Here is a 14,264-nt window from a genome sequence, read left to right as displayed (position 1 = left end):
ACCAACCACCGGGAACGAGAGGGCAAGGTGAAGATTCAACCGTACCGGCTATGGCGAAGCCGCCTCAAGAACGGCTTGCAAACGCTACTGATCCTGTTGGGCCTGTCGTTGGTGCTGTCGGTGCCAGGCTACCTGCTGGCCGGTGTCGGCGGTGTACTGATCTGCCTGGCGGCGGTACTGATGGCGGTCTATCTCAGCAGCTGGGTGCCGGCACGGCTGATTCTGGCAAGCTCCGGCGCCGGTCTGCTGCAGCGCCATCAGGCCCCCGAACTCTACCGGGTGCTCGATGCCCTCTATCGGCGCGCCGGCCTGTCGCTCCCGCCCCGTCTCTACTACGCCCCCTCCCCCGACCTCAACGCCTTTGCCGTGGGAGACCGACGCGACGGCGGTATCGCGCTGACCGAGGGCCTGCTGCGCACCCTGTCGCTGCGCCAGCTCGCCGGCGTGCTCGCCCACGAGGTCAGTCACCTGCGCCACAATGACACCCGAGTGATGTCGATGGCGGCCGCCATGTCCCGGCTGACCCTGTGGGTGGCGACCCTGGTTCAGGTGGTGCTGATCATGATGGTGCCGATGATGATTCGCGGCGACATCGGCATCCCCTGGCTGGCGCTGCTGGTGGTCGCCCTCTCCCCCACGGTCAGCTCGCTGCTGCAGCTTGCGCTGTCGCGCAATCGGGAATACACCGCCGACCTGGATGCCGTGGCCCTGACCGGCGACCCCCGGGGCCTGGCCTCGGCACTGGAAGTGCTGGAACGCTTCCACGGTGCCTGGCTGGAGAGCCTGTTCGGCCGCCACCCGCCGGCCTGGCTCGACTGGCTGCGCACTCACCCTCCCACCCGGGAGCGTATTCGCCGACTGCTGGCACTCGGTGAAGACACAGCGGATGACGGCCGGCCGCCGCTCTTCCGTCACACCGATACCGGGTCGCCGGTGATCACCGAACGTCCCGGCCCGCTGGGTCGGCGCTACTGGATCGTGAGACGGCGATAGGCGGTCCTGCGTTCTTGGCCGCTCACCGCGGGCGCAGGGCCTGCTGAGCGGCATGCTGGCGATGCTTCAGGGCCAGGTAGCTCGCCTCGTCCAACTCGCGAAGCTGGCGAGGGTAGCGGTCCGTGGCCGCGAAATAGCCCGCCAGGCGTGCGTCAAGCCGCTCGGGTTCGGGGACCGCCAAGGTCTCGAGATGCACCACCAGCCCCAGATAGAAACGCATGACGTTGCGCTCGATCATGCCACGTACGCCCCCGACGAAGCGCGGCTCACCATCGGCGCCGATCGCCTCGACGCTGAACCCAACGCGCTGCCTGCCCCCCAGAGCGAAATAGGCCCTCAGGGCTAGCCGCGCCGGGGCGCCGAACGCCAGAGAATAACGCAGGTACATCAGGCTGTGCCCAGCCTCGTCGGGAATCGCCTGCAGGTGCAACAGGAACTCACGCGTGCCATAGGGGCCTCTACTCCCCTCCAGCCGGATCGCCAGGTAGTTTTCCCCCACGGCGGTCACACGCAGCCGAAGCTCGAGCCGCTCGGCCGCTGCCAGCGGCGATTCGAGTCGCCCCACATAGAGCTGCATCGCGGCGGGTGCCTCACCGTCGTCATGCAGACAGGCCTGGACGTTGGGATGCAGAAAAAGGATGTCACACCAGGCCGCCACGGAACCCAGCACCGTCGCAAGCCCATCGAAGGGCTCATTGATTCGTGCGTGGACGCTGCCGCTGATCGAATAGCGCCGCTCTTCGGAGGCCACATGAATGGGCTCCGCTAAGGGGGAGCGAGCCACCTCCGCCCCCCACTCTTCGCGCAGCGTTTCCTGAGCCAGCACCGACGATAGCGGCCAGCAGGCCAGCAGCAGAACGAACAGCAGCCTCCGCAGGGCGGAACGGCGATGCCGCCTGCTTCGACCGCCCTGACTGGGCGACCAGATCATCCAGGCTACAGGACAACGGCTCATCGGGACTCGGGGCTGCCATGGGAGATACTTCTAGCGTAGCCGCACACACTGCCGAGCGCGTCGTGCATCTCGATGGTGAAGACAGGCCCTCGGCAAGCTAGCGCCACTCTCGCAGCAGCGGTGCCAACGACGCGGCCAGCAGCGGCGCCATGGGAATGGCGTTGCTCGGGTGGGCGATGCAGTCGGTGCTCCAGACCTCTCCGACCCCGGCGGCACGGATCACCTCGACGGCACCCTCGGCGAACAGCGCGTGGGTCAGCGCCACGTCCACGGACTCGGCCCCCGCCGCCAGCAACGCCTCGGCGGCACGCGCCACGGTATGTCCTGAACTTGCCACGTCATCCATCAGCACCACCTGGCGGCCGGCCACCTCGAACTCGGGCAGCGCAATCGCCACGTCGCGGTCGCCGTGACGGGTCTTGCGGCAGGTGCCATGGTCGAAGCCGGTCAGCTCGGCGGCCTGCGCCACCCACTGCAGCGCCTCCTCGTCGGGGCCGAGCAGCAGCGGACTCTCCCGCTTCTCGGCGATCAGCTCGGCCAGACGCGGCGCGCCGGAAAGCGCGATGGCATGGTCGATGGGAATCGCCTGGTCGAGACGCTCGATGCGGTGCAGGTGCGGGTCCACGGTGATCACCGCATCGAACAGCTCGGCCAGGAAGCCGCCGACGATGGTCTGGCTAACGATCTCGCCGGGGCAAAAGGCAATGTCCTGGCGCATGTAGGCCAGGTAGGGCGCCACCAGCACCAGCTGCGCAACGCCTTGCCCCCGGGCGTGACGGGCGAGCAGCAGCAGCTCGATGAGCTTGTCGTTGGGCCGGTCGAGGCTGCGGTAGATCACCAGCGTCCCGGGGACATCACTGGCTTCGGCGAAGGGCAGGGTGAGCTTGAGCTCGGCGTCTGGAAAACGGTGACGCGCCACGGACCGGGCAGCGAGACCGGCGGCCGCGGCTAGGCGCTGTGCCGCCGTCGCCTCATCCTCGAAATACAGCACTACAGGACTCATCAGAACTCCACGTTCAAGCGGGTGATTGCCTCTGGCTTACCGACGCCGATCCCGCTGCCGCTTTCGCTGGCGCGATAGGCGAAGGCCAGCTCGTTGCGATAGGCAGCGTAGACGCGATACAGCGGCTGGCCCGCCTGAACGCTATCGCCGATACGCACGAGCACATCGACCCCGGCGCCGGCGGCCTTGGGCGCACCGGCCAGCCGGGCAATACGCGCGAGCTTGAGGTTGTCGATACCGGTGACCACGCCGCTCTCCTTGGCCATGACCTCGAAGCGCTGCGACGCCAGCGGCGGATCCTCAGGGTCGAAGGGCTTGGCCCCCTGGGCGGCGATGATCGCCTGCATCTTTTCCAGCGCACGGCCGGAGTCGAGGATATCCCGGGCGATGCCGAAACCATCGCCGCCGCGCACGTCGGGGTCGAACTCCAGCATGCGTCCCGCCATACGCAGCGATTTCTGGCGCAGGTCCATGGGCGCCTCGGGGTGGTGGGTCAGCACCCGCATCACATCGCGGGCCTCCAGCACCGGACCGATACCGCGGCCGATGGGCTGGCTGCCGTCGGTAATCACCACGTCCAGGGTGAGTCCCATGCACTTGGCAACGAACTCGAACAGCTTGCGCAGCTGGCGCGCCTCGGGCATCGAGCGCACCTTGGCGTGGGGGCCCACGGGAATGTCGAGCAGCAGATGCGTGGAGCCGGCGGCGGCCTTCTTGGAGAGGATCGAGGCCACCATCTGGCCCGGCGAGTCGATGGAGAGCGGCCGCTCCACCGAAATCAGCACGTCGTCGGCCGGCGACAGCTGGCTGGTGCCCCCCCAGGCCAGGCAGCCGCGATGAGTGCGTACGATCTCACCGAGCTCGTCGAACGGCAGGTCGACATTGGCCAGCACCTCCATGGTATCGGCGGTGCCCGCCGGGGAGGTGATCGCCCGTGACGAGGTCTTGGGGCACAGCAGGCCGTGGGCGGCCACGATCGGCACCACCAGCATCGAGGTGCGGTTACCGGGAATGCCCCCGATGCAGTGCTTGTCCACCACCGGGTGCTCATGCCAGTCGAGGCGTCGGCCCACCCGACCCATGGCATCGCTGAGGTAGAACACCTCCTCGCGATCCAGCTCGCCGCGGTCGCAGGCCACCACGAAGGCGGTCAGCTCGATCTTCGAGTAGCGCAGCTCGGCGATGTCACGAATGATGGTACGAAAATCATCGCGGGACAGGCGCTCGCCGGCTAGCTTGCGGTGCAGGGCCGGAATCGAACTCGGCGGCTCGGCCTGGGAGACGCTGACCGGCTGGCCCTCCGCCACCCCCAGCGAGGCGTAGGCATCCTCGGAGAGCCCCAGCTGCTGGCAATCCACAATGGCCGCATCGTCCACCACGTTGAGACTCGCCAGGATACACTGGCCGTTGGCGCGCACCTCCACCTTGGAGAGCGCCTGGAACCCCTCGGCCCGATAGAGATCGCAGTCGCGATGCAGGTAGGCGACATTCTCACGGTAGGTGTCGATGCCCACCCGCTTCAAGGCGAGGGGCGAAAGGGTAGCGTCCAGCGCCTCGGCGGGGGATGTTCTCTTCTTCACGGCGGCCTTACCTGTCGCAAAAGCCGGCAGCGGCCGGCCCCGGTCACGTGGTCATCAACGAAGACCCATCCTAGCAGCGCCGCTCAGAAGCGTCATCGACATCCGGCACCCGATACGTCAGCCGGGCGGCGATCAACAGGCCCCACTCCACCAGCGCGGCCATGTCGACACGGCGATTCGGGTGTAGGCTGACAGAAGGCGAACCATCCCTGTGCAGGAGTCAACATGAAATTCGCGATCATGGGCAGCGGCGGGGTCGGCGGCTACTTCGGGGCCCGGCTGGCAGAAGCCGGCGAAGACGTCACCTTCATTGCCCGCGGCGAGCACCTGACCGCCATCCGCCGAGACGGTCTTCGGGTCACGAGCATCAAGGGCGACGTCACCATCCACCCGGCCCAGGCCAGCGACGATCCGGCAAGCGTAGGCGAAGTGGACTGCGTGATCCTGGCAGTGAAAGCCTGGCAGGTGCGCGAGGCGGCCGCCGCCATCCGTCCGATGGTCGGCCCCGACAGCTTCGTGCTGCCACTGGAGAACGGCGTGGAAGCCGCCAACACCCTGGAGGAGGTGCTGGGAGTGGAGGCCGTGCTGGAAGGCCTGTGCGGCATTCTCGCCTGGCGCGAGGCCCCGGGCCAGATCCGCCACGCTGGCGTGGATCCTTTCGTGCGCTTTAGCGAGCGCGACAACCGCACCAGTGAGCGGGTCATGCGACTCAAGGCCGCCTTCGACGGCACACGGGGGGTCAACGCCGAGATCCCCGACGACATCCAGGTCGCGCTGTGGAGCAAGTTCCTGTTCATCTGCGCCATGAGCGGCATCGGCAGCGTAACCCGAGCGCCCATCGGCGTGACCCGCGCGCTGCCCGAAACCCGTCGGCTGATCGAACAGATGCTCGAGGAAATCGACGCCGTGGCCCGCACCCAGGGCGTCGATTTCCCCGACGATGCCGCCGAGCGCGCCATGCGCTTCATCGATGCGTTGCCGGCCGACAGCACCGCCTCCATGCAGCGCGACATCGAGTCGGGCAGACCCTCCGAGCTGGAATCCCAGAACGGCGCCGTGGTTCGGCTGGGACAGGCCGCCGGCGTACCGACACCGATCAATGCGGTGATCTACGCCGCCCTGCTGCCCCAGGAGCAGTCGGCGCGGCAGGAAGTGGAGGGCTAGGAAGAGCCAACACGTCCCATCATGGGCAGTCACTGCCTGGAGTATCAGTACTATCAATTCTATTCATTGAGCATCGTCATCCATCAACAAACCAAATGGATAGAAGGCTCTGCTAAGCTGATGACGCTGCAGCGGGGCAATTTGTCGCACCCTGCTCACCTTCCACCGCCCTCATTGGAGCGCCCCCGGCAATCGAGTTGCTTCCTCGCCGCGGGGGCAGGGACAGCGGCCCCGGCTTGACCGGCGGTCGTCTCAAGAGGAGACCGCACTTGGAACTGATTCAGTACGCACTGGATAACTTGGACCTGCTGATCACCCGCACCGTCGAGCATATTGCCCTGGTGGGCGTGGCCGTGGGCATCGCCACCCTGACCGGCGTCCCCATCGGGATCGCCATCACCAAGAACGAGAGGGCTGCGCGCTGGGTGCTCTATGTGGCCTCGATCATCGTCACCATCCCATCGATCGCCTTGTTCGGCATCATGATTCCGGTGCTGTCGATCTTCGGCCACGGCATCGGCTATGTGCCCGCGGTGATCGCGGTGCTGCTCTACTCGCAGCTGCCGATCATCCGTAACACCTACACCGCCATCAACAACGTCAATCCGGCCCTGCGTGAGGCCGCCCGGGGGATCGGCATGAGTCCCAACCAGCGGCTGCGGCTGGTGGAGATCCCGCTGGCGGTACCGGTGATCATGGCCGGGGTACGCACCGCCGTGGTGCTCAATATCGGGGTCATGGCGATCGCAGCCTATATCGGCGCGGGCGGTCTCGGCACCTTCATCAGCCGCGGGATCTCGCAGTCGGATCCGCGTCAGTTGATCGTCGGCGCGGTAGCAGTCAGCGTGCTGGCGATCATCGTCGACTACACCCTGCTCTACGTGCAGAAACGGCTGACGCCCAAGGGCATGGAGCGTGCCGCCGAGACGGCCTGAACGCCCACTCATAACGCCCCTCGCCCCTGACAAGGAAACCACATGATTGAGCTCGATAACCTGACCAAGGTCTTCGATACCCCCAAGGGTGCCGTGGTCGCCGCCGACCACATCAGCATGGAGGTGCCCCCCGGCGAGATCTGCATCCTGCTCGGTCCCTCCGGGTGCGGCAAGACCACCACTCTGAAGATGATCAATCGCATTGTGAAGCCCACCTCCGGCAAGGTGTTCATCGACGGCGATGACACCACCGGGATGGATACCCAGACCCTGCGCCGCAATATCGGCTACGTGATCCAGCAGATCGGCCTCTTCCCCAACATGACCATCGAGGAGAACATCACCATTGTGCCCAGGCTGCTGGGCTGGGACAGGGCGAAATATCGCGAACGTGCCCGTGAGCTGATGGCGATGATCGCCCTTGAACCCGACGCCTTCCTCAAGCGCTATCCCAGCGAGCTCTCGGGCGGGCAGCAGCAGCGCATCGGCGTCGCCCGAGCGCTAGCCGCCGACCCCCCGGTGATGCTGATGGACGAGCCCTTCGGCGCCATCGACCCGATCAATCGGGCGGTGATCCAGGACGAGTTTCTCAAGATGCAGCAGGCGCTCAAGAAGACCATCATGTTCGTCAGCCACGACATCGACGAGGCGATCAAGATGGGCGACCGCATCGCCGTCTTCCGCGAGGGCAAGCTGGTGCAATACTCTGCCCCTGACGACCTGCTGGCCGCCCCAAAGGATAGTTTCGTGGAGTCCTTCCTCGGCGAAGATCGGGCCCTCAAGCGACTCAACCTGGTCAAGGTGCGCGATATCGTCACCGACGAGATCGGCACCGTCTCCCCCGGCGACACCCTGGAGAACGCCCTGACCCGGATCGACGACTTCGGCTACCAGAACTCGATCCTGATGGTAAACGATCACCGCCAGCCCGCCGGTATCGTCAACCGCTCGGTCACCCGCACTACCAAGGGCTACTGCCGCGACCATTTCCAGGCGGTGCCGGCGATGATTGGACTGGATGACGACCTGCGAAAAGCCGCTTCGTTGATGTTTGCCCACGATACCACCTGGCTGCCCTGTGTGGATGAAGACGGCAAGGTGTGCGGTCAGATCACTCAGCGGGCCATGACTCGCCACCTAGGCGCACGTTTCCGTGCACGCCAAGGCAATGCTCAGAACCCCGACATCGCCATCAAGGAGTGATCGATGCCCATTCAGACCATGAAAGGGGCCCTGCGCGCACTGCTGCTGGTGGCGATCTTCTTCGCCGGGGTATGGAGCCACTCGAGCGGGCTCATCGATGACTTCCTCTGGTACCTGCCAGATGTCCAGTATCTGATGGGCGAGCACCTATGGCTGACCGCCGTGTCCGGCAGCCTGGCGATCGCTGTCGCCATCCCGCTCGGCATCCTGCTGTCGCGTCCCAGCATGGCGCGGTGGGCCGAATCGCTGATGCAGGTGCTCAATGTCGGCACCACCATCCCGACGCTGGCCGTCCTGGCGCTCTCCATGAGCTTTCTCGGCATCGGCACGGTGCCGGCGGTATTCGGTCTGTTCGTGGCCACCCTGCTGCCGATCACCCGTAACACCTATGCGGGGCTCAAGGGCGTCAACCCCGCGTTGATGGAAGCCGCTGCCGGCATCGGCATGTCGCCTACCCAGCGGCTGTTCAAGGTGGAGCTGCCCAACGCCCTCTATGTGATATTTGCCGGCATGCGCACCGCCCTGACCATCAACGTGGGCACGGTACCGCTGGCGTTTTTGATCGGCGCTGGTGGCTTGGGCGAACTGATCTTTACCGGGATCGATCTCTATGACCCGGTGATGATGCTGGCCGGTGCCATTCCCACCGCGCTGCTGGCAATCGTCGTCGATGCCGTGATCGCCTTCATCGCCTTTGTAGTGGTACCGCGCGGCGTCAATCCGGCCCGCGCCTGAGCCCACTTCATCCTTCAGACAACGTCCGACACCCAAGCAACAAGAGGAACGCCCCATGAAACATCTGATGACCACCCTCACCGGCCTGGCCCTGGCCGGCACAATGACCACTGCTCAGGCCGCTGACATCTCGGTGGGCGGCAAGAACTTCACCGAACAGCAGATCCTCTCCACCATGGCTAGTCAGTACCTGGAGGGGCTCGGCTATGATGTGGACACCCGCTCCGGCATGGGCTCGGCGGTCCTGCGCCAGGCCCAGGAGAACGGCCAGATCGATCTCTACTGGGAGTACACCGGCACCTCGCTGATCAACTACAACAACATCAGCGAACGACTGAGTCCCGAGGAGACCTATGAGCGAGTCAAGGAGCTGGATGCCGAGAAGGGCCTGGTATGGCTCGCCCCCTCCGCGGCCAACAACACCTATGCCCTGGCGATGCGTGCCGATGACGCCGAGGCGCGCGGCATCCACTCGCTTTCGGACCTGGCCAACGCCATCAACGACGGCGAGGCGCTGGAGATCGGTCTGAATGCCGAGTTCTATGCTCGCGACGACGGCTGGCGTCCGCTGATGGAGGCCTACGAGTTCCAGGTCGGTCGTCGCGACGTCAGCCGCATGGACAGCGGCCTGGTCTACCAGGCGCTGCGCGATGGCAACGTGGACGTTGGCCTGGTATTCGCCACCGACGGCCGCATTCCCGCCTTCGACTTTCATGTACTGGAGGACGACCGCAAGTTCTTCCCGGCCTATGCCCTGACACCGGTGGTGCGCCAGGAGACCCTCGACGAGTTCCCCGAACTCGAGGAGCAGATGAACGCCCTCTCCGCCCTGCTTGACGATGAGACAATGGCGACACTCAACGCCCGGGTCGATGTCGATCGCCAGACCATCGAGCGCGTGGCCCAGAGCTTTCTCGAGGAGCACGAGCTGCTTTGAGGTCATTAGCCGCACTGGCATAATCGAAGTCCGCAATGGAAGGCCGCCTCTCTGGCGGCCTTCTGCCGTCATGGGAGGCGCACATGTACTATCCAGGAGCCCCCTTTTGCCCCGATTGCCACGACGCCAACGAGCGGATCCATGGGGTAACCGCTCACTGACGTCGGGTAAACGCAGACTCCAGGCGCAAGGAGACCGAGATGTGGCACCAACAGGAGATACGACTGCCCGCCGTGGAGCGAGGCTTCCATCTGATCACCGGCCGGGTCTTGGGCGCCCTGCCAGAGCTGGCCGACTGCCGAGTCGGCCTACTGCACCTACAGCTCAAGCACACCTCGGCGTCGTTGACTCTCAACGAGAACGCCGACCCGGACGTGCGCCATGACATGGACGCCTTCCTGCGCCGCCTGGTGCCGGGCGATCTGCCCTACTTCCGGCACACGCTGGAGGGACCCGACGATATGCCGGCCCATGTGATCGCCAGCCTGCTGGGCACTCAGCTAACGCTGGCGGTACGCGACGGACGCCTGGCGCTGGGCACCTGGCAGGGTATCTGGTTTGGCGAGCACCGCGACCACGGCGGGCCGCGCCGGCTGGTCGCCACCCTGCAGGGTGAATCTTGACTCAGGGCAGGCGCCCCTCCCGCGCCAGGCGTCGCCTGACCCAGCCATCATAGAGCCAGCGCAGCGCCGGCTTGAGCCCCGGCAGGCCGATCAGCCAGGCAAGGGGCCTGAGGCGCGGCACCCGGCGCATCAACAGAATATAGGCGTCGATGCCCTCCATGATGCGCCCGCCCTCCTCCACATGCAGGGAGAGAAGTGCCGCTTGTGGATCGACGCCCTTCTCTCGCAGCACATCCTGGTGCTCAGTCACGTCGCACCACATCACCTGCCGGCCGGCTTCCCCCGCCCAGCGCTCGTAGCGAGTGCGATCCTGCCGGCAGCCGGGGCAGATGCCATCGTAATAGACCTTCAGCGGTAGCTGTTCGGACATATGAGCACCTCCTTCTCTATGGCAGGGCTATCAAGCAGACCCTGCTCAGCCGATGCCGTTCACCAAACGTCATCGCCCATCCGCTGGGGATGGGCGATGGGAGGGCTCGTGCGAGCAGGTCGGCGTCAGCTGGAGGGGAAGTTCAGCTGGGCCTGTTCCTGTGCATTTCGGGCGAGCCAGGCCGGTATCGAGCGCCTGGTGCAGATCTCCGGCATCGGGGCCACCACCGATTCCAGTTCGGCCTATGTACGCGCCCGGGGCGAGGCCACGGTGCTCGATGCCTTCCCCCGGGCGATCATCGTGCGCCCCGGGGTACTGTTCGGCCCGCATGACGCCTTCCTCTCCATCCTCTCGGGCCTCACCCGGCTGCCGGTGATCCCGCTGTTCGGCCAGGGCGAGACTCGGCTGCAGCCGGTGCATGTGGTGGACGTCGCCCGTGCCCTGATCCGCCTGTTCGGCGGGCCGAACGTGATGCGCTAAGGCGATATCCTCACCCTAGTACTGGCCCACCTGAAGCGCGACAGCCTGCCGGGGTGCCTGTCGCCACTGGCAGGAGGAAGCCACCTCAACCCTTGATGCAGATCAGCGGGCGCAGGCGCGCCACCCGCCGAGCCAGCCCGGCCCGCTCGGCAGCGAGCACCACCTGGTCTACATCCTTGTAGGCGCCGGGGGCCTCCTCGGCCACCCCGCGCAGCGATGCGCTGCGAACAAGGATGCCGCGTCGCCTCAGGTCGTCGATGACCGCCCGGCCCTGCCACCGCCTGAGTGCCGCATGGCGCGACATGGCCCGGCCGGCCCCATGGCAGGCAGAGCTGAACGCCCGCTCCTCGCCGGAGCCGGCACCCACCAGCACATGGGAGCCCGTGCCCATGCTGCCACCAATCAGCACGGGCTGGCCGACCCGTCGCAGCGCCTCGGGCAGGTCGGCATGCCCCGGCCCGAAGGCCCGAGTGGCGCCCTTGCGATGGACGAAGAGCCGGCGCGGCTGCCCATCCACCACATGGGTCTCCACCTTGCAGGTGTTGTGCGAGACATCGAACAGCAGGTCCAGCGTGGAGCCGGGAAAGACAGCAGCGAAGACTTCCCGGGCGAAGTGGCCGAGGATCTCCCGGTTGGCCAGGGCACAGTTGATGGCCGAACGCATGGCTCCAAGGTAACGCTGGCCAACAGGCGAGTCGATCGGGGCACAGGCCAGCTCCCGGTCCGGCAGGCGGATACCGGCCGCCGATGCGGCCGGCAGCATGTCGCGAAGGAACTCGGTACCGATCTGATGGCCCAGCCCTCGGGAACCACAGTGAATGGTCACCAGCACGGCGTCCGGCGCCAGCCCAAAGGCCGTGGCCACCCGGTCATCGAAGATCTCCTCGACCGCCTGCACCTCCAGGTAGTGGTTGCCGGAACCCAGGGTCCCCATCTCCCGGCGTTGCCGCTGCCTGGCGCGAGCCGAGACACAACCCGGATCGGCACCGGCCATGCGGCCACCCTCCTCGATGCGCTCCAGGTCCTTCGACTCCCCCCACCCCTCCTTCACGGCCCAGACCGCTCCGCCGTGGAGCATGGCCTCCATGTCATGGCGACTCAGCGAGATACCGCTCTGGCTGCCGAGCCCAGCGGGAATCCGCGCCAGCAGTGCATCCGCCAGCGGCACCTGTGCCTTGCGGATATCAGCCACCGTCAACCCGGTATGCATGCTGCGCACCCCACAGGAGATATCGAAGCCGACCCCTCCGGCGGAGATCACGCCGCCCTCTTCGGGGGCGAAGGCCGCCACGCCGCCGATGGGAAAGCCATACCCCCAGTGGGCGTCCGGCATCACGAAGGCCCCCTGCACGATGCCGGGCAGGGTCGCGACATTGGCGGTCTGTTCGTAGACCTTGTCGTCCATGCCGCGGATCAGCGCCTCATCTGCATAGAGGATGCCCGGCACGCGCATGAGGCCGGTCGGTTCAATCCGCCAGGTAGTCTCGTCGACCCGAGTGAGACGCGAGGGGTCCATTCGGTTCTCCTTCCTCAGACGTCGACAACGCAGCTAGCCGACCAGCCGCCGGCCGCCGACCGGCTCACCTGCAATGCCGTGTAGGTCGCCCCCTTGGCCTCGCAGGCCGGCGCATGGCGCACCCTGTCGAGGGGTTCACCGAACAGGGTGGCACTCAGGTGGTACCCCCCGACGGGCAGGGACTCGATGGCCACCTGGAAACCACAGAACAGCATGCCCCGTACGGCCATCTCGTAGATGACGGTGTTGAGCCACTCGACCAGCAGCAGCTCGCGATCCGGCGCCGAGCAGCTGACACTCAGCGCTTGCCGGGGGGCCACGAGGGCATCGGTCACCACCCCCGTCAACGCCAGCGCCGCCTGCTCGAAAGCGGCCTCGAGGGTCGCCCCCCAGCCGTTCACGAGCACATCGGCATCATGTGGCAGCAACGACCAGCCGGCACCCTGCACCGACCCTTTGGCATGGCAGTCTGTCATCCGGGCGCCCCGTGGGTGAATCAGATTGAGTGTAGACCCTGTTATGCTGTAGCCAGACACTTGACTGAATCGCCTTTTCGCTGCACACCCGTGGAGTTTGCATTGTGGCCCAACAGAACAGCGTGATCGCTTTCTACGACGAGCGGATGCTGGCCCACGAACCGAACATCGAGATGCCTTTCCTGCCGGGACGCATGGACCAGCGGGTCCGCTCGCTGCGCGACAGCCTGCCGGAGTGCCTGGTGCCTTCCGGCTCCTGACCACCGACCACCCTTCTGCTCGTCAAACGCGGTACCCAGCGTCTATGCTGCAGGGCATGAAACTCTTCTCCCTCAACGCCAGCCGACCCTTCGGCGAGAAGGTGGCGCAGGCGCTTGGCATCTCGCTCGCCGAACACGAAGAACGCGACTTCGAGGACGGCGAGCACAAGGCGCGCTCGCTGGAAAGCGTGCGTGGTGAGGATGTCTACGTCCTGCAGAGCCTCAATGGCGACCCAGAACAGGGGGTCAACGAGCGGCTCTGCCGGCTGCTGTTCTTCCTGGGCGCTGTCCGCGACGCGGGAGCCCTGCGGGTCACCGCCGTGACTCCCTATATTGCCTATGCGCGCAAGGACCGCCGGACCAAGTCACGCGACCCACTCACGTCCCGCTATCTGGCCGTGCTGCTCGAGGCCATGGGCATCGACGCCGTCATGACCCTCGACGTCCACAATCCCGCCGCCTTCCAGAACGCTTTTCGCTGCCCCGCCCATACCCTCGATACGCGCCGCCTGTTCGCCGTTCACATGCGGGAGCGCTGCGGCGACGGGCCGTTAGTGGTGGCCTCCCCCGACCCGGGCGGCGTGAAGCGGGCACAGGGCTTCAGGGAAATGCTCGAGCCCATGCTGGGTCGCGAGATCGGCTCGGCCTACATGGAGAAGCGCCGCAGCGAGGGCAGGGTCAGCGGCACCTTGCTGGCCGGCGAGGTCGACGGCGCCACCGTGCTGGTCGTGGATGACCTGATCAGTACGGGCGGCACCCTGCTGCGCGCCGCCCAGGCCTGCCTGGACCACGGCGCACTGGCAGTGTACGGCCTGGCAGCACACGGCCTCTTCGTCGGCGATGCCGGCCGGGTGATCAGCGACCCGCAGCTGGCGAAGATCATCGTCACCGACACCGTCCCACCGACCCGCCTTAATGCCGAGGTGGCCCGCCAACACCTGGAGGTGGTCAGCGCCGCCCCCTTGTTTGCCGAGGCGATCCGCCGGACCCATGAGAATGGCTCGCTCACCGAGCTGCTCGAGGGCCCGGCGTAA

The 14,264-nt window shown here is 66.2% G+C and carries 16 protein-coding genes; 10 read left to right on the top strand and 6 right to left on the bottom strand.

Translation table 11 applies throughout. The features are described from left to right. Positions 1 to 27: 27 nt before the first annotated feature. Complete coding sequence (locus HOP52_RS15880; RefSeq protein ID WP_238978387.1) at positions 28 to 993, top strand: zinc metalloprotease HtpX; 966 nt, start codon at positions 28 to 30, stop codon at positions 991 to 993. 22 nt (positions 994 to 1,015) lie between these two features. Here HOP52_RS15880 and HOP52_RS15875 read toward each other — a convergent pair whose 3' ends face one another. The 3 genes from HOP52_RS15875 to HOP52_RS15865 all read right to left on the bottom strand — a co-directional run bounded on the left by HOP52_RS15875 (position 1,016) and on the right by HOP52_RS15865 (position 4,531). Then, positions 1,016 to 1,948 carry a hypothetical protein gene (locus HOP52_RS15875; RefSeq protein WP_238978386.1) on the bottom strand — a complete coding sequence of 311 codons (933 nt, stop codon included), beginning with the start codon at positions 1,946 to 1,948 and terminating at the stop codon, positions 1,016 to 1,018. A gap of 97 nt (positions 1,949 to 2,045) precedes the next feature. After that, the gene (locus tag HOP52_RS15870; protein ID WP_238978385.1) at positions 2,046 to 2,951 is read right to left on the bottom strand and encodes a ribose-phosphate diphosphokinase; all 906 of its coding nucleotides are present in this window, start codon (positions 2,949 to 2,951) and stop codon (positions 2,046 to 2,048) included. Continuing rightward, the gene (locus HOP52_RS15865) at positions 2,951 to 4,531 is read right to left on the bottom strand and encodes a thymidine phosphorylase family protein (RefSeq protein WP_238978384.1); all 1,581 of its coding nucleotides are present in this window, start codon (positions 4,529 to 4,531) and stop codon (positions 2,951 to 2,953) included. Before HOP52_RS15865 ends, HOP52_RS15870 begins: the two co-directional genes overlap by 1 nt. 225 nt (positions 4,532 to 4,756) lie before the next feature. Between HOP52_RS15865 and HOP52_RS15860 the strand changes: the two genes are divergently transcribed. The 6 genes from HOP52_RS15860 (at position 4,757) to HOP52_RS15835 (ending at position 10,128) form a co-directional block, all read left to right on the top strand. Beyond that, on the top strand, positions 4,757 to 5,695 hold the full coding sequence (locus HOP52_RS15860; RefSeq protein WP_238978383.1) for a 2-dehydropantoate 2-reductase: 939 nt from the start codon (positions 4,757 to 4,759) through the stop codon (positions 5,693 to 5,695). Between the two features lie 269 nt (positions 5,696 to 5,964). Next, positions 5,965 to 6,630, top strand: a complete 666-nt coding sequence (locus HOP52_RS15855) for an ABC transporter permease (RefSeq protein ID WP_238978382.1) — start codon at positions 5,965 to 5,967, stop codon at positions 6,628 to 6,630. A gap of 42 nt (positions 6,631 to 6,672) precedes the next feature. After that, the gene (locus HOP52_RS15850; protein WP_238978381.1) at positions 6,673 to 7,833 is read left to right on the top strand and encodes an ABC transporter ATP-binding protein; all 1,161 of its coding nucleotides are present in this window, start codon (positions 6,673 to 6,675) and stop codon (positions 7,831 to 7,833) included. A gap of 3 nt (positions 7,834 to 7,836) precedes the next feature. Beyond that, on the top strand, positions 7,837 to 8,568 hold the full coding sequence (locus HOP52_RS15845; protein ID WP_238978380.1) for an ABC transporter permease: 732 nt from the start codon (positions 7,837 to 7,839) through the stop codon (positions 8,566 to 8,568). 55 nt (positions 8,569 to 8,623) lie between these two features. Then, entirely contained in the window at positions 8,624 to 9,505 is an 882-nt protein-coding gene (locus tag HOP52_RS15840; protein ID WP_238978379.1) for a glycine betaine ABC transporter substrate-binding protein, read from the top strand. A gap of 200 nt (positions 9,506 to 9,705) precedes the next feature. Further along, entirely contained in the window at positions 9,706 to 10,128 is a 423-nt protein-coding gene (locus tag HOP52_RS15835) for a secondary thiamine-phosphate synthase enzyme YjbQ (RefSeq protein ID WP_238978378.1), read from the top strand. A 1-nt stretch (position 10,129) separates the two neighbouring features. Here HOP52_RS15835 and HOP52_RS15830 read toward each other — a convergent pair whose 3' ends face one another. Further along, on the bottom strand, positions 10,130 to 10,498 hold the full coding sequence (locus tag HOP52_RS15830) for a thiol-disulfide oxidoreductase DCC family protein (protein ID WP_238978377.1): 369 nt from the start codon (positions 10,496 to 10,498) through the stop codon (positions 10,130 to 10,132). 108 nt (positions 10,499 to 10,606) lie between these two features. On the opposite strand from HOP52_RS15830, the gene HOP52_RS15825 reads away from it, so the two are divergent. Further along, positions 10,607 to 10,978 carry a Rossmann-fold NAD(P)-binding domain-containing protein gene (locus tag HOP52_RS15825; RefSeq protein ID WP_238978376.1) on the top strand — a complete coding sequence of 124 codons (372 nt, stop codon included), beginning with the start codon at positions 10,607 to 10,609 and terminating at the stop codon, positions 10,976 to 10,978. Positions 10,979 to 11,063: 85 nt separating this feature from the next. Here HOP52_RS15825 and HOP52_RS15820 read toward each other — a convergent pair whose 3' ends face one another. Then, entirely contained in the window at positions 11,064 to 12,494 is a 1,431-nt protein-coding gene (locus HOP52_RS15820) for an RtcB family protein (protein ID WP_238978375.1), read from the bottom strand. Positions 12,495 to 12,508: 14 nt separating this feature from the next. Continuing rightward, positions 12,509 to 12,970 carry an archease gene (locus tag HOP52_RS15815; protein ID WP_238978374.1) on the bottom strand — a complete coding sequence of 154 codons (462 nt, stop codon included), beginning with the start codon at positions 12,968 to 12,970 and terminating at the stop codon, positions 12,509 to 12,511. Between the two features lie 104 nt (positions 12,971 to 13,074). Between HOP52_RS15815 and HOP52_RS15810 the strand changes: the two genes are divergently transcribed. Together HOP52_RS15810 and HOP52_RS15805 are read left to right on the top strand one after the other, a co-directional pair. Then, entirely contained in the window at positions 13,075 to 13,230 is a 156-nt protein-coding gene (locus HOP52_RS15810; protein WP_238978373.1) for a hypothetical protein, read from the top strand. 56 nt (positions 13,231 to 13,286) lie between these two features. Next, positions 13,287 to 14,264 carry a ribose-phosphate diphosphokinase gene (locus HOP52_RS15805; RefSeq protein WP_238978372.1) on the top strand — a complete coding sequence of 326 codons (978 nt, stop codon included), beginning with the start codon at positions 13,287 to 13,289 and terminating at the stop codon, positions 14,262 to 14,264.

The sequence above is a fragment of the Billgrantia campisalis genome, from assembly GCF_022341425.1.
Classification (GTDB): Bacteria; Pseudomonadota; Gammaproteobacteria; order Pseudomonadales; family Halomonadaceae; genus Halomonas; species Halomonas campisalis.
Note: the sequence above shows the minus strand (reverse complement) of the source record. Positions and strands in the feature narration are given on the sequence as shown.

Excerpts from the sequence above, each read along its gene's own strand:
- HOP52_RS15875 (WP_238978386.1), bottom strand. The coding sequence starts at position 1,948 with ATGAGCCGTTGTCCTGTAGCCTGGATGATCTGGTCGCCCAGTCAGGGC.
- HOP52_RS15870 (WP_238978385.1), bottom strand. The coding sequence starts at position 2,951 with ATGAGTCCTGTAGTGCTGTATTTCGAGGATGAGGCGACGGCGGCACAG.
- HOP52_RS15860 (WP_238978383.1), top strand. The coding sequence starts at position 4,757 with ATGAAATTCGCGATCATGGGCAGCGGCGGGGTCGGCGGCTACTTCGGG.
- HOP52_RS15850 (WP_238978381.1), top strand. The coding sequence starts at position 6,673 with ATGATTGAGCTCGATAACCTGACCAAGGTCTTCGATACCCCCAAGGGT.
- HOP52_RS15845 (WP_238978380.1), top strand. The coding sequence starts at position 7,837 with ATGCCCATTCAGACCATGAAAGGGGCCCTGCGCGCACTGCTGCTGGTG.
- HOP52_RS15840 (WP_238978379.1), top strand. The coding sequence starts at position 8,624 with ATGAAACATCTGATGACCACCCTCACCGGCCTGGCCCTGGCCGGCACA.
- HOP52_RS15835 (WP_238978378.1), top strand. The coding sequence starts at position 9,706 with ATGTGGCACCAACAGGAGATACGACTGCCCGCCGTGGAGCGAGGCTTC.
- HOP52_RS15830 (WP_238978377.1), bottom strand. The coding sequence starts at position 10,498 with ATGTCCGAACAGCTACCGCTGAAGGTCTATTACGATGGCATCTGCCCC.
- HOP52_RS15820 (WP_238978375.1), bottom strand. The coding sequence starts at position 12,494 with ATGGACCCCTCGCGTCTCACTCGGGTCGACGAGACTACCTGGCGGATT.
- HOP52_RS15815 (WP_238978374.1), bottom strand. The coding sequence starts at position 12,970 with ATGACAGACTGCCATGCCAAAGGGTCGGTGCAGGGTGCCGGCTGGTCG.
- HOP52_RS15805 (WP_238978372.1), top strand. The coding sequence starts at position 13,287 with ATGAAACTCTTCTCCCTCAACGCCAGCCGACCCTTCGGCGAGAAGGTG.